The organism is Stenotrophomonas maltophilia group sp. LNF247, assembly GCF_054083135.1.
Window position 1 is genome coordinate 96,268 of record NZ_JBSRQL010000006.1, and the last position, 22,610, is coordinate 118,877.

The window sequence follows — 22,610 nt, forward strand, 5'->3', positions numbered from 1 at the left end:
CGACTATCGCGCGTAGCGCGGGCCTCCCAGCGTGATCGAGAGAACCAGTCGACCCTATCCGGTCGGATCTACCGGGTTGGCTGTATCAGCATTCACCCTCGGAGGGCGACTCCAGCTCGCTCAGCGGCCAGCGGCACCATCCGTACGGATGGTCACCCACCTGCTCGGCAAGACCCGCTCGAACGGGATTTGCCAGAATGTAGCCGGCGTGCCGCTGTAGCGATGCGTCACTGCGGATCGCATGGTCGTGATAACCCGCCTGCCAGATTGCACCCTGCTTCCCTCGCCGCCGGTTGATCAGAAAACTGCTGCGCGCCTTGAAGCGCTGCACGCAGTAGCCCAGCGAATGGCCACGTAGTTGAGCCAGCCAGTGGATGTGATCCGGCATGATCACCCAGGCAAGCGACGCAGTCAGGCCTTCCCGATCCATCGATCCAAGGAGCTGCATGGCAAGGTCGGCATTGGCAGGGCAATCGAAGACGCGATGGCGGTTCCTGCACACCATGGTGATGGTGTAGACGTTGCCGACGATGGATCGGCGGCCGGCAAGCAGTTGAGGGCTGGGCATGAGTTCGAGAATGCCCGCCAGGATGGATTCCCGACATCGGTTCATTGCCAACGCCAGGATCAGGGATCATCTCGATACAGCGTCCGGGGATGTGGAGTCGCCCGGGTAGCGTCGACTGTCGCGCGAAGCTGGGGCTTTCCAGCGCGGGAGAAAAGAGCAGTCGACTAACAGTCGACTCTACCCGGTCGACTCTACCCAATCGGTTATACCCTGTCGGCACTACCTGGGCAGCGCAAATGCCATCACGTAATCGCCCTTCGGGGTCTCCATGAAGTGGTGGCCGCCGGCCATGATCACCACGTACTGGCGGCCGGCCTGCTCGTACACCATCGGGTTGGCCTGCCCGCCCGCTGGCAGCTTGGCATGCCACAGCTCCTTGCCGGTCTTCAGGTCGATGGCGCGCAGCAGGTCATCTGTGGCGGCGGCGATGAAGATCAGGCCGCTGGCGGTCACTACCGAACCACCGTTGTTCGGCGTGCCGATCTCGATCGGCAGGCCGGAGCGGATGCCGAACGGTCCATTGCCGCGTGCACTGCCGAACGGGCGGTCCCACAGCAGCTTGCCGGTGCGCAGGTCGATGGCACGGATGCCGCCATAGGGCGGCTGCTTGCACAGCAGGCCGGTGAATGGCAGGCGCCAACCGGCGTTGACGTCGATGGCATACGGCGTGCCGACCTGCGGATCGCCGGCGCCCTCGCCACCGCCCTTGTCGGCGCGGATCTTCTCGCGCGGCAACCAGCCCAGCCGGTCGGCCTCCGCGCGTGGCACCAGCCGGTTGTAGTTGGGCATGTCGTTGTAGTTGGCTACGATCACGCCGCGTCGCGTGTCGATGGACACGCTGCCCCAGTCCGAGCCGCCGTTGTAGCCGGGGTATTCGATGGAATGGCGCTCGCTGCTCGGCGGCGTGTAGAAGCCTTCGTAGTACGCCTTGCGGAACTGGATGCGGCAGACCAGCTGGTCGATCGGGGTGATGCCCCACATGTCACGCTCGGTCAGGTCATGCTCGCGACGCAGCGTGTGGTACAGCGAGAACAGCTGGGTGGGTGAACGCTGCTCGGGCTCGACGCCACCCACCGGTACCTTGCGCTCTTCGGCAGCAGTCAGCAGCTGGCCGTTGCGGCGGTCGAGAATGTAGATGTCACCCTGCTTGGTCGGCAGCAGGATCGCCGGCACCTTGCCTGCAGCCGTCGGGTAGTCGATCAGGCTGGCCTGCGAACCGAGGTCGTAGTCCCACACATCCTTGCGCACGGCCTGGAAATGCCAGGCCGGCTTGCCAGTGCTAACCTCGATCGCCACCAGCGAGGTCGAGTAGCGGTTCTGGTTTTCAGTGCGTGAGCCACTCCAGTAGTCACCGGCTGAATTGCCCAGCGGCAGGTAGACCAGCCCGAGCGCCTCATCACCGGTGGCCGTGGTCCACATGTTCGGGGTGCCACGCGTATAGGTCTGCTCGCGTGGCGGCAGTCCGCTGCGCTCGGGCTGGTCCATGTCCCACGCCCAGCGCAGCTTGCCGGTGACCGCGTCGTAGGCCTGGATCACGCCCGACGGCGCATCGCGGCGCTGCCCATCCAGCACCTGGTGACCCGTGACGATCACCCCACGCACGATGGCCGGTGGCGAGGTGATCGAAACATAGCCCGGTGGGACCTCGCCCATGCCCAGGGTGATGTCGACCTGGCCGTTGTTGCCGAAATTCACGCACGGACGGCCGCTGTCCGCGTCCACTGCAATGATGCGCCCGTCCAGCGTGCCTTCGATGATGCGCGCCCAGCACGCCGGACGGCTGCCGGGTGCGGCGCTGCGGGTGACCGTTGGCGGTGGCTCGGGAAGGGCCAGATCCGCAGCCGCATCGGCCAACGCCGCATCGGCAATGGTCGGCGTGCTGGGCTGCTCGTAATAGCTCACGCCACGACAGGCGGCGGTATACGGAATCGAAGCATCCCTCACCTTTGGATCGAACCGCCACAGTTCCTTGCCACTGGCGGCGTCGAGTGCGATCAGGCGGTTGCGCGCGGTGCACAGGTACACGCGGTCGCCGACCTTCAGCGGCGTGGTTTCCGCACCCCAGCGGTTGTTCGGCATGTCGCCAGTACGGAACTGCCAGGCCAGCTGCAACGTGGCCACGTTGGCCGGGGTGATCTGCTGCAGCGGCGAGTAGCGGGTGCCGGCATTGCTGCGCCCCCAGGCCGGCCAGTCGCCTTCGGCGGGCTGGTCAGCCGGCTGCAGGCCAGTGGTATCGCGCGTAGGTTCCAGTCCGGCACTGGCTGCGCCTTCCGGGAATGGCAAGTGCCCATCCACTTCGCCATGCGGGGCGAAAGCCAGACCGAAGGCCGCCACGAACACCAGCATCAGCACGCCCGCCACGCTGCGCGACAGGCGTTTTGAAACCGGTTCGCGAAGGGTCGGCGCGAGCAGCGCCAGCACGATGCCGAGCGCGGTCACCAGGCCCAGCCGCGGCACCCAGCGCCAGTAGTCGCTGCCTGACTCCCACCAGGTCCACAGCAGCGTACCAATGAACACCAGTGCGTACAGCAGCGCCCCGCTGCGGCGGTTGCCGAACAGCAGGATGCCGCTGGCCAGCAGGCCGGCCCCGGCGATGGCGTAGTAGGCCGAGCCCCCGAGACTGAGCAGCCACGCCCCCAAGCCGCCGATGACCAGGCCGAGCACGACCAGCAGCAGCGACAGCACGGTGACAAGGGGATGCCGGGAGGCGCGGGCGGGAGCGGACTGCGGCGTGGCGGACATCGTCGATCTCCGGGGGCAGCATGCGCCCTTATCCCACCGCCGATGTGAAGCGCGCGCGTATTTTCTGGGTGGACCTGACGGGGTGATCGTCGGCTGGGTGATTGTCGGCTGGGTGATTGTCGGCTGGGTAGAGTCGACTGTTAGTCGACTATCGCGCGCAGCGCGGGCTTTTCATCGCCGTGCGCAGAGCAGTCGACTAACAGTCGACTCTACCGCAGCGATCGGATGGTCCGCAGCAATCGGATGGTCCGCAGCGATCAGATAGTCCGCAGCGATCGGAGAATCCACCACGACCGGAAGATCCGCAGAAATGACGACGCCGGCACAGGGCCGGCGTCGTCGGGTACCTCTCACAGCGGCAGGGTCATTCCTGCGCGGCGTCCTCGCTGCTGGCCGCAGCCGGTGCGCCGTCGGTCGTGGCGGGGGTGGCGACCGCCACCTCGTCCTCGTCCTCATCGATCGAGGCATCCAAGCGCTCCACCGCCTGCAGCTTCTCATCCTTGGACAGACGGATCAGGGTGACGCCCTGGGTGTTGCGGCCGACGCGGCTGATTTCCGAGCCACGCGTACGCACCAGGGTGCCGCCATCGGAGATCAGCAGGACTTCGTCATTCGAGCCCATCAGCACCGCAGCGACCAGCTTGCCGTTGCGCTCGGTGGTCTGGATGCCGATCACGCCCTGGGTGCCACGGCCCTTGCGCGGGTAGTCCGGCAGCGGGGTGCGCTTGCCATAGCCGTTCTCGGTGGCGGTCAGGATGTACTGCACGCTGGCGTCATCGGCACTATCGATCACCGCATCGCCATTGGCGGTGGCTTCCTCGACACCGTTGTCGTCGTCGTTCTCGTCCTCGATGCCACCGGCACTTTCGGCCACGATCAGGCTGACCACTTCCTCGCCAGCCGGCATCTTGATGCCACGCACGCCGGTTGCGGTACGGCCCATCGAGCGGACTTTGTCCTCGCCGAAGCGCACGGTCTTGCCATTGGAGGCGAACAGCAGGATGTCGCGCTGGCCGTCGGTCAGGCCGACGCCGACCAGGGCATCGCCCTCATCGAGATTGATCGCGATCTTGCCGCGGGCCAGGCGGAAGGCGAACTCGCCCAGCGGGGTCTTCTTGACCGTACCGTTCTTCGTGGCAAAGAACACGAACTGGCCATCGGCGTACTCGCGCACCGGCAGCACGGCCTGCACGCGTTCGCCCGGTTCCAGCGGAATCCAGTTGATGATCGGACGGCCACGGGCGTTGGAACCCGCTTCCGGCAGTTGGTAGACCGGCAGCCAGAACACCTTGCCCGAACTGGTGAAGGTCAGCAGCGTATCGTGCGTGTTGACCAGCCACAGCTGTTCGATGAAATCCTCTTCCTTGGTCGCCGCCGCACTGCGACCACGGCCGCCGCGGCGCTGCGCGCGGTACACGCTGACCGGCTGGCGCTTCACGTAGCCGGCGTGGGACACGGTGACCACCACGTCTTCCGGCGCGATCAGGTCCAGGATGTCCAGGTCTTCTTCGCTGTGGCGGATTTCGGTGCGACGTTCGTCGCCGAACTCGGCCTTGACGTTGACCAGCTCCTCGCGGATGACCTGCAGCAGGCGATCGGGATCTTCCAGGATGTGGATCAGCCCGGCGATCACTTCCAGCAGCTGCTTGTACTCGTCGGTCAGGCGGTCCTGCTCCAGCCCGGTCAGGCGGTGCAGGCGCATTTCCAGGATCTGGGTGGCCTGGATCTCGGTCAGCTGGTAGCCACCCTCGATCAGGCCCACGCCCTTGGGCAGGTCTTCAGGACGCGATGCTTCGGCACCGGCGGCACCCAGCATCGCACCGACCAGGCCCGGCTCCCACACGCGTGCCAGCATGCGCTCGCGGGCTTCATTCGGGTTCGGCGAGGTCTTGATCAGTTCGATCATCTCGTCGATGTTGGCCAGTGCGACGGTCAGGCCTTCCAGCACATGGGCACGGGCGCGCGCCTTGCGCAGCTCGAACACGGTGCGGCGGGTGACCACTTCGCGACGGTGGCGGACGAACGCCTCCAGCATCTGCTTGAGGTTCATCAACTGCGGGCGGCCATCGACCAGCGCCACCATGTTGATGCCGAACACCGATTCCATCTGCGTCTGCTGGTACAGGTTGTTCAGCACAACCTCGGCAGATTCGCCGCGCTTGATCTCGATGTAGATGCGCATGCCGTCCTTGTCGGACTCATCGCGCAGCTCGCTGATGCCTTCGATCTTCTTTTCCTTGACCAGCTCGGCGATCTTCTCGATCAGACGCGCCTTGTTCACCTGGTAAGGAATTTCGGTGACGATGATCGATTCGCGGCCGTTGTCGGCCACTTCGATATCGGCCTTGGCACGGATGCGCACGCGGCCACGGCCGGTGCGGTAGCCGGCGACGATGCCGGCGGTGCCGTTGATGATGCCGGCAGTCGGGAAATCCGGGCCCGGGATGTATTCCATCAGGCCGTCGACATCGATGTCCGGGTTGTCGATCAGCGCGATGCAGGCGTTGATCGATTCGCTCAGGTTGTGCGGCGGGATGTTGGTCGCCATGCCCACCGCGATGCCAGCCGAACCATTGACCAGCAGGTTCGGGAACCGGGTCGGCATGACCGTCGGCTCCAGTTCCTTTTCATCGTAGTTGGGCTGGAAATCGACGGTTTCCTTGTCGATGTCCGCCATCAGCTCATGCGCCAGGCGCGACATGCGCGCCTCGGTGTATCGCATCGCCGCAGCGGAGTCGCCGTCGATCGAACCGAAGTTACCCTGGCCGTCGACCAGCATGTAGCGCAGCGAGAACGGCTGAGCCAGGCGCACCAGCGTGTCGTATACCGACTGATCGCCATGCGGGTGGTACTTACCGATGACATCACCGACGATACGCGCCGACTTGAAGTAAGGCTTGTTGCTGTGCGCGTTCAACTCGTTCATCGCGAACAGCACGCGACGATGCACCGGCTTGAGGCCGTCGCGCGCATCCGGGAGCGCGCGGCCCACGATCACGCTCATGGCGTAATCGAGGTAGCTCTTGCGCATCTCGTCTTCCAGGTTGACCTGGATGATTTCCTTGGCGGTTTCTGCCATTCGGGTTCCGTTGTCTGGTAGCGGTCCAGTCCGGCGCAGCCCTCTGCGGGAGGGGGTCGCGCCGGAACCTCGATTCAACCTGTGGATACTACCACAACAGGCCGTTTTCCGCCTCCCTTCACGGGGATTTTACCGGCACAAATCAGGAACTTAGGGCCCCATACCGCCCTGTAAAGCCGAGCCCATGCTCGGCTGCGGCGGATTCGCTGGCTGAGCCGAGCATGGGCTCGGCTCTACAGACATCCTCGATCCTGTCCCGCCTCAGCCGTCGAAGGCGGTGCGCATGTTGTGGGCGGTCGGGTTCAGGATCACCCCGCGCTCGGTCACGATGGCGTCGATCAACTCGCCCGGGGTGACGTCGAACACCGGGTTCCAGGCGGCGATGCCCTCGGCCACGGTGCGGGTCCCGCCCACGCCGTACAGTTCGCCCGGATCGCGCTGCTCGATCTCGATCTGGCTGCCGTCCACGGTGTCCATGTCCACCGTCGAGGACGGCGCTACGACCATGAACTTCACGCCGTGATGGCGGGCCGCGATGGCCAGCTGGTAGGTGCCGATCTTGTTGGCGGTATCGCCATTGGCGCAGATGCGGTCTGCGCCGACGATCACCCACTGCACGGCGCCGGTCTTCATCAGGTGCGAGGCAGCCGAATCGGCGATCAGGGTAGCGTCGATGCCATCCTGCTGCAGTTCCCACACGGTCAGGCGGGCGCCCTGCAGCCAGGGCCGGGTCTCGCCGGCAAACACGCGGGCGATGCGGTGCTGGGCCATGCCAGCGCGGATCACGCCCAGCGCCGTGCCGAAGCCTGCGGTGGCCAGCGAGCCGGTATTGCAATGGGTCAGCACGCCGCTGCCGGCCTCGATCAGGCCAGCACCCAGCGCCCCCATGTGGCGGTTGGCGGCCAGGTCTTCATTGGCAATCGCCTGCGCTTCCGCCTCCAGCAACGCCTTCCAGTCTGCGCCGGCGGCGTTCAGGCAACGGCGCATGCGCGCCAGCGCCCAGGCCAGGTTGACCGCCGTCGGGCGCGACGCATTGAGACGCTGCAGGGCCGGCTCCAGCTGCTGCAGCGCATGCGCGCCATCGGCGGCCTGCACCTCGCGTGCCGCCAGCACCACGCCCCACGCGGCGGCAATACCGATCGCCGGCGCGCCACGCACGGTCAGCGCGTGGATGGCGCTGGCAACCTCGTCACTGTCATGGCAGACCACGTGCTCGACCACGAACGGCAGCTTGCGCTGGTCCAGCAGTTGCAAGGCATCGCCGGTCCACAGGATCGGGCGGATGTGGTCGTAACGGGCGTAGTCGATGTCGGAGGCAGTGTTCATGGGCCCATTGTAGGGCCACGCCCCGCGTGGTTGGAGCCTGCCCCGGCTCAATTCACCGAGAATTCGGCGCGGCAGCCGCCGTCCACCCAGATCCCGTTGCGGTTCCAGCCCCAGGTGCTGCCTTCCTCGCAGGGCGTGCTGGACAGCTGCTCGGAGACCACAGCACCCACCGAAATGCTGGCGCCGCAGAAGCGGCGCTTCTTCGACTTCGATTCGCAGGTCAGGCGGCGCGGCACATCGACGAAGCGGCCCTCCTCGTCGGCCACCTCGAAATCGCCCTGGCAGCCACGGCTGGTCCAGACTTCATTGCGCTTGTAGCCCCATCCCTGGCCTTCGCGGCACGGCAGCACCGACAACTGGCGAAGCAGGCGCACCGGCGCGCCATCCAGGCGTACCGGGCAACTCTGCGGACGGCCATTGGATTCGCAGCGCACCACGCGGCGCACCAGGCGCTTGCCTTCCGTTGCCGCAGGCGCCGCACCCTGCGCACGGCGCGCCCGGAATTCGGCGCGGCAGCCAAGGGTGACCCACACGCCGCTGCGGTCGGTGCCCCACTCGCTGCCGCGGATGCAGCTGTTGCTCGACAGCTGGCGCACCAGATCGACGCCGTTGTCCACATCGATATCGCAGTGCACCCAGCCCATGTCGCGCGATTCGCAGGTCACCACTTCGCCGTCATAGCCTGCCTGCTGGGCCGACGCCGATGACGGCAGCCAGGTACCCCAAAGCGCGATGGAGTACACCGGTGCCGCCACGACCGCAAACCACTTGACCAATGCCTTCCCCAATAGGAGTGGACGAATTCCGATGCCAGTGTCCCGCATCTGCCGTGATAAGAGCATCATCCCGCTTACCGAAGCAAGCGCGGAAACGCGGCAATCCGTTCAGTCTTCAACGTTCAGGAACGTGCGCCGCACTCACGCGTGGGCAAAGTCGTAGGCCAGCACATCAGCAATCCGCGGCGTGCGGTTCATCGCCATCAACAGGCGGTCGACACCCACCGCCACCCCGGCGCAGGCGGGCATCGACGGCAGCGCCAACAGCAGCGCCTCGTCCACGGCCGGTAGCACCTGGCCGCGCTCGTGGCGGCGCTGCAGATCGCGCTGGAAGCGCGCGCGCTGCTCGTCGGCGTCGTTCAGTTCGTGGTAGCCGTTGGCCAGTTCCACCGCGCCCAGGTACAGCTCGAAACGTTCGGCCAGCGGGGGCGTGCCCGGGCGGACGCGGGCCAATGCTGCCTGGCTGGCCGGCCAGTCGTGGACCACGGTCATGACATCGCCATCGAAGCGCGGCTGGATACGGTGGGTCATCAGCAGATCCAGCCAGTCATCGCGGGTCAGCCCGACCGGGTCAATGTGCACCTCGCCCAGCGCGGCACGCAGCGCGGCCTCATCGGCCTCGAACGGATCCACGCCCACGTACTGCTGGAACAGCTCCCGGTAACTGAGCACATGCAGCGTCGCATGGCGCCCGACCAGGGCCAACGCCTGGCCTACCAGCTCGGCGGTTTCCTGCACCAGCCGGTGGTGGTCCCAGCCGACCCGGTACCACTCAAGCATGGTGAACTCCGGGTTGTGGCGGCCGCCGGCCTCGCCATTGCGGAACACCCGGCCCAGTTCATAACAGTCGCCCACGCCGGCAGCGAGCAGGCGCTTGAGCGGATACTCCGGCGAGGTGCGCAGCCATCGGCGGCGTCCGCCGGCATCGACATGGCCGGTGAAGTCGGTATGGAAGCTGTCGATGTTCGGCTCGGTGTTGCCCGCGACCGACAGGATCGGCGTCTCCACCTCAAGCACATCGCGCTCTGCAAAGAAGCGGCGCACCAGCGCATTGAGCGCGGCGCGCTGCTGCAGCGCGCGCAGCAGGGCCTCGCTCACAGGATGCCCTCCGGGCGCGGATGGTCGAGCGGCAGGGTCAGCAGATCGCGCGTATCGTCGATGTAGCCGCTGGCCAGGTACAGGCGGCGTGCCAGTTCGTTGTGGTGGTTCACTTCCAGGCGCAGGCGGCTGACGCCACGACCGCGAGCGCGCTGTTCGCAGATGGCCAGCGCCTGCTTGCCGCGGCCACGACCGCGCGCGCGATGGCTCAGGTACAGCTCGTCCAGCAGCATGAAGTGGCCGCCCTGCTCCAGGCTGAAGCCCATCGCGATCACCGCGTAGCCGACCACCTCGCCCGCCTCGTCCAGCCACAACAGCACTTCGCCATTGCGCGGATCGGCCAGCAGCGCGTCCACGCCGCGACGCACGCGCGCGTCATCGAAGTCGATCCTGTCTTCGGCGTAGAACTCGCGCATCAAGGTGATCAACAATTCCTCGTCGGCACGGGTGGCCAGGCGGAAATCCAGTGGGGCGGTCTGCATCTGTGTTCCTTTGTGCTGCATGCCAGGCGCGGCACCCGGCGGGATCGTCATTCGTGTTCGGCAAGGTAGGCCAGCAGGCGTTCCTCGTCCCACACCGGCACGCCCAGCGACTGCGCCTTGTCCAGCTTGGAGCCGGCCTCGGTGCCGGCGACCACGAAGCTGGTTTTCTTCGACACGCTGCCGGAAACCTTGGCGCCCAGCGCCTCCAGGCGCTCCTTGGCGACATCGCGGGTGAGCTGGGCCAGGGTGCCAGTGAGCACAACGGTCTGCCCGTCCAGCGGGCCCGCGACGATCTCGGCCAGCGCCGGCGCCTTGGCCAGGATCTGCTGCATCGCCTTCTCGGCCGCCAGCAACACCTCGCCATGGCCATCGGCATCGAGCCACTCCGCCAGTCCGCGCGCGGTGTCATCGGGCAAGCCGGCATTGACGAACTGGCCATGCTCGGCATCGAGCACCGCCTGTGCCCCCGGGAGCGCTGCCACCAGTTTTTCGGCGCGCAGACGGGTGATGCCGGGGATCTCCGATTCGACCAGCAGCTGCGCCAGGTCCAGTCCCTCGCGCAGCTTGGCACTGGGGGCATGTACATCGCTGATGTGCACCTGGCCGACCTGCAGCAGGTCATCGATGGCCTGCTGGTTGCCCTGCTGTTCGAAGAAGTGACCGAGCGAGCGCGCCACTTCGCCACCGATGTCCGGCACGCGCTTGAACAGCGGCCACGGCAGATGGCGGATCAGTTCCAGGTCACCGAACCACTGCGCCAGGGCCTTGGCGGTGCTCTCGCCAACGTGTTCGATGCCGAGCGCGAACAGCAGGCGTTCCAGCGTGGCGGCACGACTGGCGTCGATTGCTGCGATCAGGTTGTCGGCCCACTTGGTGGCGATCTTCTTCGTGTTCCATTCGAAGCTGGCGGGCTGTGCCAGCGCCTGCGCGCGCCAGCCCGGATCGCTGCCGTCCAGCTTCAGCACGGCGTTGAGTACCGCGCCACTGCCCTCGGCGGGCAGATGCGGTTTCAGCGCAGCGGCCAGTGCGGACGGGTCTTCCGCATCCAGCACCAGCTTCAGGTGGAGCAGCTGGTCACGACTGAGCCGGTACAGGTCGGCCACGCTCCTGACGATGCCGGCGTCGACCAGGGTTTCGATGTACTTGTCGCCCAGGCCATCGATGTCCATCGCGCGACGCGAGGCGAAATGGGCAATGGCTTCCTTGCGCTGCGCCGGGCAGGACAGTTCGCCCGAGCAGCGCCATGCCGCTGCCCCTTCCTCGCGCACGATCTCCGAGCCGCACACCGGGCAGCGCGTCGGCATCTGCCACGGCATAGTGCCCTGTGGGCGGCGATCGAGGATGACGCTGACCACTTCCGGGATCACGTCGCCGGCACGGCGCACGATCACGCTGTCGCCCACGCGCACATCCAGGCGTGCGATCTGGTCGGCGTTGTGCAGGGTGGCGTTGGACACGATCACGCCGGCCACGGCCACCGGTGCCAGTCTCGCGACCGGTGTTGCGGCACCGGTGCGGCCGATCTGGATCTCGATGGCCTCTACCGTCGTGCTCTGTTCCTGCGCCGGGAACTTGTGCGCGATGGCCCAGCGCGGCGCGCGCGAAACGAAGCCCATGGCCTGCTGGCCGGCGCGGTCATCCAGCTTGTAGACCACGCCGTCGATGTCGAACGGCAGGCGATCGCGGCGCTCACCGATATCGCGGTAGTAGCCGAGCAGGCCATCAGTGCCCTCCACCACCTTGCACAGCTCGCTGACCGGGAAGCCCCAGGCGCCGAGCTGGGCCAGGGTGCCCGAATGGGTATCGGGCAGCTCGCCGCCCTGCACTTCACCGGTACCGTAGGCAAAGAAGCTCAACCTGCGCTGCGCACTGATCTTCGGGTCGAGCTGGCGCAGCGAACCGGCCGCCGCGTTGCGCGGATTGGCCAGCACCTTGCCGCCGTGCAGGCGCGCACGCTCGTTGTAGGCCTCGAAGTCGGCGCGGGCCATGTACACCTCGCCGCGCACCTCCAGCACATCCGGCCAGTCCTTGCCGTGCAGGCGCTTGGGAATGTCGCCAATCTCGCGCAGATTGGCCGTCACGTCCTCGCCGGTCGTGCCATCGCCACGGGTCGCGCCGAGCACGAAATGACCGTCCTCGTAGCGCAGGCTGATCGCCAGCCCGTCCATCTTCGGCTCGGCCGAAAACCGCAGGCTGCGACGCCCCAGCCGCTCGTCAATGCGGCGCACGAAATCAGCCACCTCCCCGTCGCTGAACGCATTGGACAGCGACAGCATCGGCACAGCATGGCGCACCTCGGCGAAGCGGCCGGAAGGACGCGCACCGACCTGCTGGGTCGGGCTGTCGGCGCGGGCCAGTTCAGGATGTTCGCGCTCCAGTGCTTCCAGTTCGCGCACCAACCGGTCGTAATCGACGTCGGGGATCTCCGGCGCGTCCAGCTCATGGTAGGCGCGGTTGGCCTGGGCGATCTGCCGGCGGAGGTCGTCGGCGCGTTCGGCGGGGCTGGGACTCATCGGGATCCGGTGGTTCTGGGATGGCCGGGGATTCTACCGCGCCCGGCCGTCAGGCCCTGTAACGCCCTGCCTTCGCAGCGTCGCGCCATGCTCGACGGCCGCTCCCCTGCCCTGGTGGCCAACCTTCTCCCCTCCCGGCAGGTGCCGACCTTCTCCCCGCCCCGGCAGGTGCCAACCTTGGTTGGCACACCTGCAGCCGAGCATGGCTCGGCACTACAAAAAGCGGGCTTGCCGCCCACCGCGACCAGCGCTAGCGTGCGACGGTCTGCCCTTCGGAATCGTGCCCGTGACCCTGCCTGCTTCCCGTCGACGCTTCCTGCAACTGGCCGGTGCTGGCCTCGCCGTCGCTGGCAGCGGGCTGCCGCAGCTTGGCCATACCCAACCGGCGACAGCCGCCGCTCCCGCCCCCGCCGAAGGTGCGGTGCTGCTGAATTTCAACGAATGTCCCTACGGCCCCTCGCCTGCAGCCCAGCAGGCAGCACGCGACAGCATCGCCGGATGCGGTCGCTACCGCTTCGCGCTGGCAGGCCAAGTGCGCGATGCCTTCATCGAGCAGGCGCGCATCCCGGCTGATCACGTGCGCCTCTATCCGGGTTCCAGCGAACCGCTGAACCGTGCCGCCGTGCTGTGGACCGGGCCGCAGGCGGGACTTGTAGTCGCCGACCCGACCTTCGAGACGCTCGGCGAGGTCGCCGCCGCCCACGGTGCGCATGTGCAGAAGGTGCCGCTGCGCGAGGACGGTGCGCATGACCTGCGTGCGATGGTCGCTGCCGCGCACGCGCGCCCGACCGGGCTGCTGTATGTGTGCAACCCGAACAATCCGACTGGGTCGATCAGCCCGCCAGATGAGCTTGCCTGGCTGCTGGCCCACAAGCCCGCATCGACCCGCGTGCTGGTCGACGAGGCCTACCTGCAGTACAGCGATCAGCCCAGCCTGATCACCCAGGTGACGCAGCGCGATGACCTGATCGTGCTGCGCACGTTTTCCAAGCTGTACGGCATGGCCGGCCTGCGCCTGGGCGTGGCGGCCGCACATCCCGACCGTCTGCGCGAACTGGCCAGCCTGGGCGACAACCCGCTGCCGGTTCCGGCGCTGGCGGCGGCACTGGCCAGCCTGCGCGACCCGCAGCTGATCCCCCAGCGGCGCCTGCAGAACGCCACGGTGCGGCAGGCCACCATCGCCTGGCTCGGCAAGCGCGGGTTCAGCTGCGTACCCTCGGAGGCGAACTGCTTCATAGTCGACGTGCAGCGCGATGGCAGCGCGTTCGCCAAGGCAATGGCGGAGAACGGCGTGGTGATCGGGCGCAGCTGGCCGATCTGGCCGCAGCGCGTGCGCGTAACGGTCGGCACCGAAGAGGAGATGGCCGCATTCCGCCGTGCGTTCGCCAAGGTGGCCGGCGTACCGGCCTGACCCTGTTGGTAGGGGCGAACCTTGGTTCGCCCCATCCACGCATGGCGTGGATCTACTGTTGTGGGTGCCGACCGTTGGTCGGCACACCATGGCGCTTACCAGCGAGGGGTCTTGGTCAGCGGCGGTGCCTGGTGCTGGCGGTCGTAGGCGCGCAGCTCGTCACGGATGTGCGCGATGCGTTGGCGCCCCAGGGCGTTGCGGCTGTCATCCAGCACCACGCCATCGAGCAGCTCGGCCATGCGCTGCACGGTCGGCAGCATCTTCTCCCAGGCGTCCAGCGCGGTCAGCGGCGCCGGCAGCGTCAGGAAGAATGCGATGGCCGGGGTTTCCATGGCGCGGATGTTGGCCATGTCGAAGCTGCCCGGCTTCATGATGCTGGCCATCGAGAAGATCGGCCCGCGTTCGGGGTGGCCTTCCACCAGGCGGTGGAACACGTTCATGTGGCCGAACACCAGGCCGGTCTTCTCTGCGGCCACCACGATGTCCTCGCCACGCAGCTGCTCGCCGGCCCGGGCGGCCACGAACAGCGAGACGATCTTGTCGAAATCCTGGGTGGCGCGCTTGCCGAGGTCGCTGGCGCCCGGGTCGGTATCGGTCAGGCCGAGTTCGGCCTGCTCGCCCTCCGTGCCCATGCCCGGTTCGACGCGACCCTCGGCCACGGCGACGCCGTCGTCGCCCAGCACCGGCTCACGGCGCTCGCCACTGGTGGGCTCCGCGCTTTCCACGCGGCGCCCCTGGGGCTTTTTCTTCGGACGGCCAAACAGGAAGATCGCGGCGATCAACAGCAGGCCGGCGGCCAGGATGCCGATGCGCAACAGTGCCGTGTCGGACATTCGATAGGTTCTCCGGCTAGTTCATTCAGGTAACTAGGATGGCACGTCAGGCCGCGCCCGCCAATCGCGCGGCCTCTTCCAGGTCCACGCTGACCAGGCGGCTGACGCCTGGCTCACGCATGGTCACGCCGGACAGCTGGTGCGCGGCCTCCATCGTCGCCTTGTTGTGGCTGACGAACAGGAACTGCACCTTCTCGCTCATTTCCTTGACCATGTTGGCCAGGCGGCCGACGTTGGCTTCGTCCAGCGGTGCGTCCACCTCATCCAACAGGCAGAACGGCGCCGGATTCAGCTGGAAGATGGCGAACACCAGCGCCACCGCGGTCATCGCTTTCTCACCGCCGGACAGCAGCGAGATGCTGGACACGCGCTTGCCCGGCGGGCGCGCCATGATGGTCACGCCGGTATCGAGCAGGTCTTCACCGGTCAGCTCCAGGTAAGCATGGCCGCCGCCGAACAGGCGCGGGTACAGCGCCTGCACGCCGGCGTTGACGCGGTCGAAGGTGTCCTTGAAGCGGCCGCGGGTCTCGCGATCGATCTTGCGGATCGCGTCTTCCAGGGTTTCCAGCGCTGTGGTCAGGTCGGCGTGCTGCGAATCCAGGTAGTCCGAGCGCTGCGACGCCTCGCCATACTCGTGGATGGCCGCCAGATTGACCGGCTCCAGCCGGCGCATTCGAGCATCGATCTGGTGGACCGCCTGCTCCCAGTCGCCCAGGCGGGCATCCTCGGGCAGTGCGTTGAGCACGTCCTGCAGCACGAAGCCGGCCTTTTCCACCGCCGCTTGCAGGGTGTCGGCACTGAGCACCAGCGCCTGCTGGTCGAGCTTGCGCTGCGAAATGCGCTCGCGCTGGACCAACGCCTGCTCGTCGCGCTGGTGGCGGGTCTGCTCGTAATTGCGCAGCTCAGCGTCGATGCCGTCCAGCAGCGTTCGCGCCTCGGTCAGCACGCGATCGGCGCGCACACGCTCTTCCAGCGCATTCTGGTGCTCAGCCTGCAGTGCTTCGATCGGCGAATCACCTTCGTCCAGCTGCGAATGCAGTTCGCCCAGCCGCGAATCCAACTGTCCACGTTGGGTGCCCATGCGTTCCAGCGCCTGGCTCAACGAGGCCAGCTGCGCCCGCTGCGATTCCAAAGTCAGGGCCAACGAATGCGCGCGCTCGCGTACCGCGCGGGCGGCATCGCGGGCCAGGTCGCGGGCTTCGGTCAGCTGGCGGCGTTCGCCCTCCAGCCGCTGCCGGGTCGACTCCAGGTCGCCCATGCTGCTGACCGCACTCTCCAACCGCGAGCGTGCTTCACGCGCCTGCTCGTTGTTGGCTTCAATGGTTTCCTGCAGCTGCTTCAGCTCGCCTTCGATGCGGTCGATGCGCGTGCGCGCCGCCTCCACCTTGCCCTGCTGGCCCTGCAACTGGCCGGCCAGTTCGGAGACCGCACGATGGGCCTGGTACAGCGCGCGCTGCGCGTCTTCACGCTGCTGTTCGGCAGCGTGCAGCTGCTCACGGAAACCGGCCAGCTGTTCTTCCAGCTCGGCCTCGCGGTCCTGCAGCTGTTCGATCTGCTCGCGAAGCTCCTGGATCTCGCGTTCGCGCAGCAGCGCACCCTGCTGGGCCGCGCCGGAGCGCGATACGCGCAGCCAGCCCTGGCCCAGGCGCTCGCCACCCTGGGTGATGACCGAATCACCTTCCGGCAGGCTGCCCTGCAACGCCTTCGCTTCGGAAAGGTCCTTGGCAGCATGCAGGTGTGCCAGCAGGCGACGGATCGCCACCGGGCCACGCACGCGCGCGGCCAGCGAGGTCGGGGCGACCTTCAGCTCGTCATCGCCGTTGGCGACCAGCGCAAGGTGACCATCGCCGAGCTCACCCAGGGCATCGACCAGGCTGGCCGGGTCATCGACCAGCACACCTTCGATCAAGTGGCCGAGCGCGCTTTCCACCGCGTTTTCCCAGCCGGCATCCACGTCGAGGCGCTCGCCGACACGCGCCGCAGAATCCAGCCCCCGCGCCTTCAGCCACGCGACTGCCGCGCCCTGCTCCTGGCCCAGCGCGGCCTGCTGCAGGGCCTCCAGCGAGGCCAGGCGGCCACGCAGGCCGTTGGCCTGCTTGCGCAGTTCGGCCAGTTCGTTCTGGCCATTGCGCTGCTGTTCCTGCACCGCCGCCACGCCCTGCTTGCGCAGCTCGACGTCTTCGCTCAGCTCATCCAGCGCAGCCTTCTGCGTGTCGTGTTGCAGGTGCAGCTGCTCGAAGGCCTCTTCCAGCGCATCCACATCCAGCCCGGCGCGCTCGGCGGCCAGGGCCTCACGACGCCGGTCGGCATCGAGGATCTGCTTGTCCAGATAGTCCACGCGCGTGCGCTCGACATCGCCGGCGCGCGAGGCTTCCGAACTCTGCGAGGTGTGCTGTTCCCAGCGCTGCTGCCAGCTGGCCAGCCGCTCTTCGGCCTCGCGCAGGCTTTCCTGCTTGATCTCGTTTTCTTCCTGCAGTGCTTCCAGCTGCGGAGTGGCGGCCTCCACCGCCTCACGCAGCACCCTCAGCCTGGCCTCATCACCGCTGATGTGCTGCCCCAGTTCGGCCAGGGCCTGCTGGGTTTCATCGCGTGCCTTGTGCAGGCGCTGCGACAACTCGCGCTGGTGCTGGATCTGCTGTTCCAGGCGCGCCAGCGTACTGCCAACCTGGTAGACCGCCGCCTGTGCGGTGTTGAGCGCGTCGGCAGCCTCTTCGCGCCGCGCGCGCGAGGTTTCGATGCGGGCTTCGGCATCACGCTGGTCGGCGATCAGCTGCTGCAGCCGCGTTTCTTCCTGCGACAATCCTTCGCGCAGCTTGGACAGGCGTCCGTCGAGGCCGCGGAATTCCAGCGCCTTCCACTCGGCGTCCTTGACCCGGCGCTCTTCCTGCAGGGCCTGGTACTGCTCGGCCTGCTTGGCCTGGCGCTTGAGGTGCTCCAGCTGCTTGCTGATCTCGTCGCGCAGGTCGCCCAGCCGGTCCAGGTTCTCGCGGGTGTGGCGGATGCGGGTCTCGGTCTCCTTGCGGCGCTCCTTGTACTTGGAGATGCCGGCCGCCTCTTCCAGGTACACGCGCAGGTCTTCCGGGCGTGCCTCGATGATCTGGCTGATCATGCCCTGCTCGATGATCGAGTAGCTGCGCGGCCCCAGGCCGGTGCCGAGGAACAGATCGGTGATGTCGCGGCGACGGCACTTGGTGCCGTTGAGGTAGTAGTTGCTGGTGCCGTCGCGGCTGACCGTGCGCTTGACCGAGATTTCGTTGAACGAGGCGTACTCGCCCGAGATCGTGTGGTCGGAGTTGTCGAAGATCAGCTCGACGGTGGCCTGTGACACCGGCTTGCGGGCATTGGACCCGGAGAAGATCACGTCGGTCAGCGAGTCGCCACGCAGGCGGCTGGCCGAGCTCTCGCCCATGACCCAGCGCACAGCGTCGATGATGTTCGACTTGCCGCAACCATTGGGCCCCACCACGCCGGTCATGTTGGTCGGCAGGTGCAGGGTGGTCGGATCGACGAACGATTTGAAGCCGGACAGCTTGATCGTGGAAAGACGCATAGGGGTTCCGGACTGGGGCCGGCAAGCGGCCTGCGTTTACCCTCCAAGTCATTGATCCTGTTGGGATCGATGACCGTGGAACGGGTGTGACGCCCTGAGTATACCGATGTGGCCGTGTTCTACGAATGGACGTGGAACATTGTCCAGCCCTGCCCCGTCGGCCCGGCCGGCCTCGACACCCTGGAGCGGGAGCCATAAAACAAAACGGGCACCCTTGCGGGCGCCCGTTCTGCGGTGATGCCAGGCCTTGCGGCGTGGGATCAGGCTTCGGCGACGACGACGACCTTGACGGTGGTCTCGACGTCGGCGTGCAGGTGGATCAGCACGTCGTATTCGCCGATGTTGCGGAAGGCGCCTTCGCCCAGGATGACTTCGCTCTTTTCCAGCGGCAGGCCGGCGGCGGTGAAGGCCTCGGCGATGTCGCGCGGGCCAACCGAGCCGTACAGCTTGCCTTCGGTCGAAGCGTTGGCGGCGATGGTCACGCTCGCGCCTTCCAGCTTGGCCTTGCGGCCTTCAGCGTCGGCGTGGATGGCCTGGGCCTTGGCTTCGTATTCGGCGCGCTTGGCTTCGAACTCGGCCTTGTTGCTCTCGGTGGCCGGCACGGCCTTGCCCTGCGGCACGAGGAAGTTGCGGCCGTAGCCCGGCTTCACATCAACCAGGTCGCCCAGGTTGCCGAGGTTGGTGACTTTCTGCAGGAGGATCAACTGCATGGTATTGCTCCAGATAAGTTATTCGTTAGCGAGGCAACGCCCCGCAACAAAGGCTGTCCGAATAGCTGGCACAGCGGGGGCGGCGTCGGGCCGCCCCGCCTGCATCAGACGTCGTGGTTGTCGGTGTACGGGATCAGGGCCAGGAAGCGAGCGCGCTTGACGGCGGTCGCCAGCTGGCGCTGGTACTTCGACTTGGTACCGGTGACGCGGCTCGGCACGATCTTGCCGTTCTCGGTCAGGTACTGGCGCAGGGTGTTGAGATCCTTGTAGTCGATCTCCTTCACACCTTCAGCGGTGAACTTGCAGAACTTGCGGCGACGGAAGAACTTGGACATGGGAAGGCTCCTTAGGCGGCGGAAGCGGCGTCGTCGCCGGCTTCGTTGTCAGCGGTGTTGTTGGACTCGCCTTCTTCGTCGTCACGACGACGGCGCTCACCGCGCTCCGGCTTGTCACCCTTCTCGTCCTTGCTCTTCATGATCAGCGACTGCTCGGTGTCAGCCTCGTCACGCTTGATGACCAGGTTGCGCAGCACGGCGTCGTTGAAGCGGAAGCTCTCGGTCAGTTCGTTCAGAACGGCCTGGTCGGCTTCGATGTTCATCAGCACGTAGTGGGCCTTCACCAGGTTCTGGATCGGGTACGCCAGCTGGCGGCGGCCCCAGTCTTCCAGACGGTGGATGGTGCCGTTGCCGTTCTCGACCAGCGACTTGTAGCGCTCGATCATGGCCGGGACCTGCTCGCTCTGGTCCGGGTGGACCATGAACACGATTTCGTAATGACGACTCATGTTTTTTTCTACCTTTCGGATGTGGCCTTGCGGCCGGACAGCCCCCCGCCGTTGAGACCGCGGTGGGGCAAGGGTTCCCGCCAGGGAGGCAGGAAGCCGCGCATTATGGCGCAGATGGGGTGGCCGGGCAACCGGTGGGCCACCTGACACCCTGAACCGGGGGCGAGCGCCCAACCCGGGTTGGGCGCTACCAGAACGATCAGGCCCCGGCCGGCCGTCAGGCCTTGTCGGCGTCAGTGGTGAAGCTCTCGCCGCAGCCACACTCGGCGGTGGCGTTCGGGTTGCTGAACGTGAAGGTCTCGCTCAGGCCGTGCTTGCCGAAGTCGATCACGGTGCCGTCCACCAGCGCCAGGCTCTTGGCGTCGACATAGATCTTCACGCCGTCCTGCTCGAACACGGTATCGCCCTCGCGCTCATCGCGGGCCAGGTCGGTGATGTGGCCCCAGCCGGAGCAGCCGGTCCTGGTCACGCCGAAACGCAGGCCCAGCGCGCCGGGGGTCTGGGCGACAAAGCGCTGCACGCGCTCGAAGGCAACGGGGGTCAGGCTGACGGCCATGGGGCTACTCCAGAGGTACGGGGACATTATAAGGAGCTGTGGCCGCGAAAAATGCCTCGCAAGCAGAACGCTGCAACCGGTAAACTCCCGTGTTCACAGATCGAGTCGATCAGCAGAGGATTCAAGTCATGACGGTGGTCAGCGTTGAACATGCGCTTGCCGGGAAGATCCCGGAAGGCGGCGAAGTCACGGTACGCGGATGGGTGCGCACGGTGCGCGGTTCAGCGAATCTGGCCTTCGTGAATGTGAGCGACGGCTCCTGCTTCGCCCCGATCCAGGTCGTGGCCAACGACACCCTGGGCAACTTCGACGAGATCAAACGCCTGACCAGCGGCTGCTCGGTCATCGCCACCGGTACCCTGGTGAAGTCGCAGGGCAAGGGCCAGTCGTTCGAGATCCAGGCCAGCACGCTTGAAGTGGTCGGCTGGGTCGAAGACCCGCTCACCTATCCGATCCAGCCCAAGCCGATGTCGCCGGAGTTCCTGCGCGAAGTGGCGCACCTGCGCCCGCGCACCAACCTGTTCGGGGCGGTCACCCGCATCCGCAACTGCCTGGCCCAGGCCGTGCACCGCTTCTTCCACGAGAACGGCTTCAACTGGATCAGCACCCCGATCATCACCACCTCCGACGCCGAAGGCGCCGGCCAGATGTTCCGCGTGTCCACCCTGGACATGGTGAACCTGCCGCGCGACGAGAAGGGCGCGATCGATTTCAGCCGCGACTTCTTCGGCAAGGAAACCTTCCTGACCGTGTCTGGCCAGCTGAACGTCGAGGCCTATTGCCTGGCGCTGAGCAAGGTCTACACCTTCGGCCCGACCTTCCGCGCCGAAAACAGCCACACCACCCGCCACCTGGCGGAGTTCTGGATGATCGAGCCGGAAATCGCCTTCGCCGACCTGGCCGAAGACGCACGCCTGGCCGAAGAGTTCCTGAAGTACCTGTTCCGCGCGGTGCTGAACGAGCGCAGCGACGACCTGGCCTTCATCGCCGAGCGCGTGGACAAGAACGCGATCACCAAGCTGGAAGATTTCATCAACGCACCGTTCGAGCGCATCGACTACACCGATGCGGTCAGCCTGCTGCAGAAGTCCGGCAGGAAGTTCGACTTCCCGGTGGAATGGGGCCTGGACCTGCAGACCGAGCACGAGCGCTGGCTGACCGAGGAACACGTCGGCCGCCCGGTGGTGGTGACCAACTACCCGGAGCACATCAAGGCCTTCTACATGCGCCTGAACGACGACGGCAAGACCGTTGCCGCGATGGACGTGCTGGCCCCGGGCATCGGCGAGATCATCGGCGGCAGCCAGCGCGAAGAGCGCCTGGACGTGCTGGATGCGCGCATGGCCCAGTTCGGCCTGGATCGCGAGCACTACAGCTGGTACCGCGATTTCCGCCGCTATGGTTCGGTGCCGCACGCCGGCTTCGGCCTGGGCTTCGAGCGCCTGGTGGTCTACGTCTGCGGGCTGTCCAACATCCGCGATGCGATCCCCTACCCGCGCGCCCCGGGCAGCGCGGACTTCTAAGCCCCAAACGACCACGGAGGTGCTGCCCCCATGACCCTGTTCTTCGCCCTCTGTTTCGTTGGCGTTGCAGTGGCCGGGTTCAGTGCCTTCGTGATCTTCTGGCCGCTGACCCTGGTGCACGTGCGCGACCGCCATCCGGCGCTCGCCGAGCGCTTCGGCAGCGGCGCCTTCCTCAAGCCCGATGCCCTGGCCTGGCTGCTGCGCCGCGACTATCGCCAGCAGCCGGACCGATCATTGTCCGGGCTGGCGACGCCGGCCTGGGTATCGCTGCTGACCCTGCTGGCCGGACTGGGCATGGCTGCCCTGCTCTGGCTGGCCTCGCTCTGGTAACACATCCATGAATGACATCACCACTTCGCGCGACAGCTGGTGGCTGGCCAGCCTCGGCAACACCCTGATCTGGGCACGCCTGCGGGTGCGCCCTGCCGGCACCGCCGAAGTGCTCGACAGCGACGGCAACACGCTGAGCTATGACAGTGAAGACACCGCCCGTTCGCAGCTGTTCGACGCTGAATTCGTCGAGTATGACGGCCTGGACGAGGAGGACGCGCTGGTGCGCGGCTTCAGCCTGCACGAAGTGCAGCCGCCGCAGGCCGACAGCGACGAGGGCCTGCGTGGCCGCATGATCCAGTCGCTGGGCGGGCGCGCCTGACCCTGGC

Annotated in this window: 18 protein-coding genes; 4 read left to right on the forward strand and 14 right to left on the reverse strand. The window is 66.7% G+C overall.

All coding sequences use genetic code 11. The features are described from left to right. Positions 1–85 precede the first annotated feature (85 nt). The 8 genes from ACTXG9_RS08295 to ligA all read right to left on the reverse strand — a co-directional run bounded on the left by ACTXG9_RS08295 (position 86) and on the right by ligA (position 12,590). Positions 86–568, reverse strand: a complete 483-nt coding sequence (locus tag ACTXG9_RS08295) for an REP-associated tyrosine transposase (RefSeq protein WP_021202742.1) — start codon at positions 566–568, stop codon at positions 86–88. 219 nt (positions 569–787) lie between these two features. Continuing rightward, positions 788–3,310, reverse strand: a complete 2,523-nt coding sequence (locus ACTXG9_RS08300; RefSeq protein WP_329859288.1) for a membrane-bound PQQ-dependent dehydrogenase, glucose/quinate/shikimate family — start codon at positions 3,308–3,310, stop codon at positions 788–790. 364 nt (positions 3,311–3,674) lie between these two features. After that, positions 3,675–6,389 (reverse strand): DNA gyrase subunit A, encoded by a 2,715-nt coding sequence (gene gyrA, locus ACTXG9_RS08305; protein WP_111098195.1) that lies wholly within the window; start codon positions 6,387–6,389, stop codon positions 3,675–3,677. 261 nt (positions 6,390–6,650) lie between these two features. Further along, a complete protein-coding gene (gene mtnA / locus ACTXG9_RS08310) occupies positions 6,651–7,715 on the reverse strand; it encodes an S-methyl-5-thioribose-1-phosphate isomerase (RefSeq protein ID WP_111102642.1) in 1,065 nt (354 codons plus the stop codon). A 47-nt stretch (positions 7,716–7,762) separates the two neighbouring features. Further along, positions 7,763–8,491, reverse strand: a complete 729-nt coding sequence (locus tag ACTXG9_RS08315) for a DUF3011 domain-containing protein (RefSeq protein ID WP_021202738.1) — start codon at positions 8,489–8,491, stop codon at positions 7,763–7,765. A gap of 141 nt (positions 8,492–8,632) precedes the next feature. Continuing rightward, positions 8,633–9,589: an EF-P lysine aminoacylase EpmA gene (gene epmA, locus ACTXG9_RS08320; RefSeq protein ID WP_021202737.1), complete on the reverse strand. Its 957-nt coding sequence runs from the start codon at positions 9,587–9,589 to the stop codon at positions 8,633–8,635. Next, positions 9,586–10,071, reverse strand: a complete 486-nt coding sequence (locus ACTXG9_RS08325; protein ID WP_019660365.1) for a GNAT family N-acetyltransferase — start codon at positions 10,069–10,071, stop codon at positions 9,586–9,588. Before ACTXG9_RS08325 ends, epmA begins: the two co-directional genes overlap by 4 nt. A gap of 47 nt (positions 10,072–10,118) precedes the next feature. After that, positions 10,119–12,590 carry an NAD-dependent DNA ligase LigA gene (ligA, locus tag ACTXG9_RS08330; RefSeq protein WP_456115682.1) on the reverse strand — a complete coding sequence of 824 codons (2,472 nt, stop codon included), beginning with the start codon at positions 12,588–12,590 and terminating at the stop codon, positions 10,119–10,121. Between the two features lie 280 nt (positions 12,591–12,870). On the opposite strand from ligA, the gene ACTXG9_RS08335 reads away from it, so the two are divergent. After that, complete coding sequence (locus tag ACTXG9_RS08335) at positions 12,871–13,995, forward strand: pyridoxal phosphate-dependent aminotransferase (protein WP_111102647.1); 1,125 nt, start codon at positions 12,871–12,873, stop codon at positions 13,993–13,995. A 95-nt stretch (positions 13,996–14,090) separates the two neighbouring features. Here the strand turns inward: ACTXG9_RS08335 and zipA are convergent, their stop codons facing one another. From zipA to ACTXG9_RS08365, 6 genes are all read right to left on the reverse strand, one after another. Beyond that, complete coding sequence (gene zipA, locus ACTXG9_RS08340; RefSeq protein ID WP_019660368.1) at positions 14,091–14,828, reverse strand: cell division protein ZipA; 738 nt, start codon at positions 14,826–14,828, stop codon at positions 14,091–14,093. A 46-nt stretch (positions 14,829–14,874) separates the two neighbouring features. Continuing rightward, complete coding sequence (gene smc / locus ACTXG9_RS08345; RefSeq protein WP_019660369.1) at positions 14,875–18,378, reverse strand: chromosome segregation protein SMC; 3,504 nt, start codon at positions 18,376–18,378, stop codon at positions 14,875–14,877. A 260-nt stretch (positions 18,379–18,638) separates the two neighbouring features. Beyond that, positions 18,639–19,088 (reverse strand): 50S ribosomal protein L9, encoded by a 450-nt coding sequence (gene rplI / locus ACTXG9_RS08350; protein WP_021202733.1) that lies wholly within the window; start codon positions 19,086–19,088, stop codon positions 18,639–18,641. 104 nt (positions 19,089–19,192) lie between these two features. Beyond that, a complete protein-coding gene (gene rpsR / locus ACTXG9_RS08355) occupies positions 19,193–19,423 on the reverse strand; it encodes a 30S ribosomal protein S18 (RefSeq protein WP_002804494.1) in 231 nt (76 codons plus the stop codon). Between the two features lie 11 nt (positions 19,424–19,434). Next, positions 19,435–19,872, reverse strand: a complete 438-nt coding sequence (gene rpsF, locus ACTXG9_RS08360) for a 30S ribosomal protein S6 (protein ID WP_005410228.1) — start codon at positions 19,870–19,872, stop codon at positions 19,435–19,437. A gap of 217 nt (positions 19,873–20,089) precedes the next feature. After that, positions 20,090–20,428, reverse strand: a complete 339-nt coding sequence (locus ACTXG9_RS08365) for a HesB/IscA family protein (protein WP_019660371.1) — start codon at positions 20,426–20,428, stop codon at positions 20,090–20,092. A 128-nt stretch (positions 20,429–20,556) separates the two neighbouring features. Between ACTXG9_RS08365 and asnS the strand changes: the two genes are divergently transcribed. The 3 genes from asnS to ACTXG9_RS08380 are packed head-to-tail and all read left to right on the forward strand — an operon-like array spanning position 20,557 to position 22,603. After that, entirely contained in the window at positions 20,557–21,951 is a 1,395-nt protein-coding gene (gene asnS / locus ACTXG9_RS08370) for an asparagine--tRNA ligase (protein ID WP_021202732.1), read from the forward strand. 30 nt (positions 21,952–21,981) lie between these two features. After that, the gene (locus ACTXG9_RS08375; RefSeq protein WP_005417403.1) at positions 21,982–22,281 is read left to right on the forward strand and encodes a hypothetical protein; all 300 of its coding nucleotides are present in this window, start codon (positions 21,982–21,984) and stop codon (positions 22,279–22,281) included. Positions 22,282–22,288: 7 nt separating this feature from the next. Beyond that, positions 22,289–22,603 (forward strand): hypothetical protein, encoded by a 315-nt coding sequence (locus ACTXG9_RS08380; protein ID WP_019660373.1) that lies wholly within the window; start codon positions 22,289–22,291, stop codon positions 22,601–22,603. Positions 22,604–22,610 lie beyond the last annotated feature (7 nt).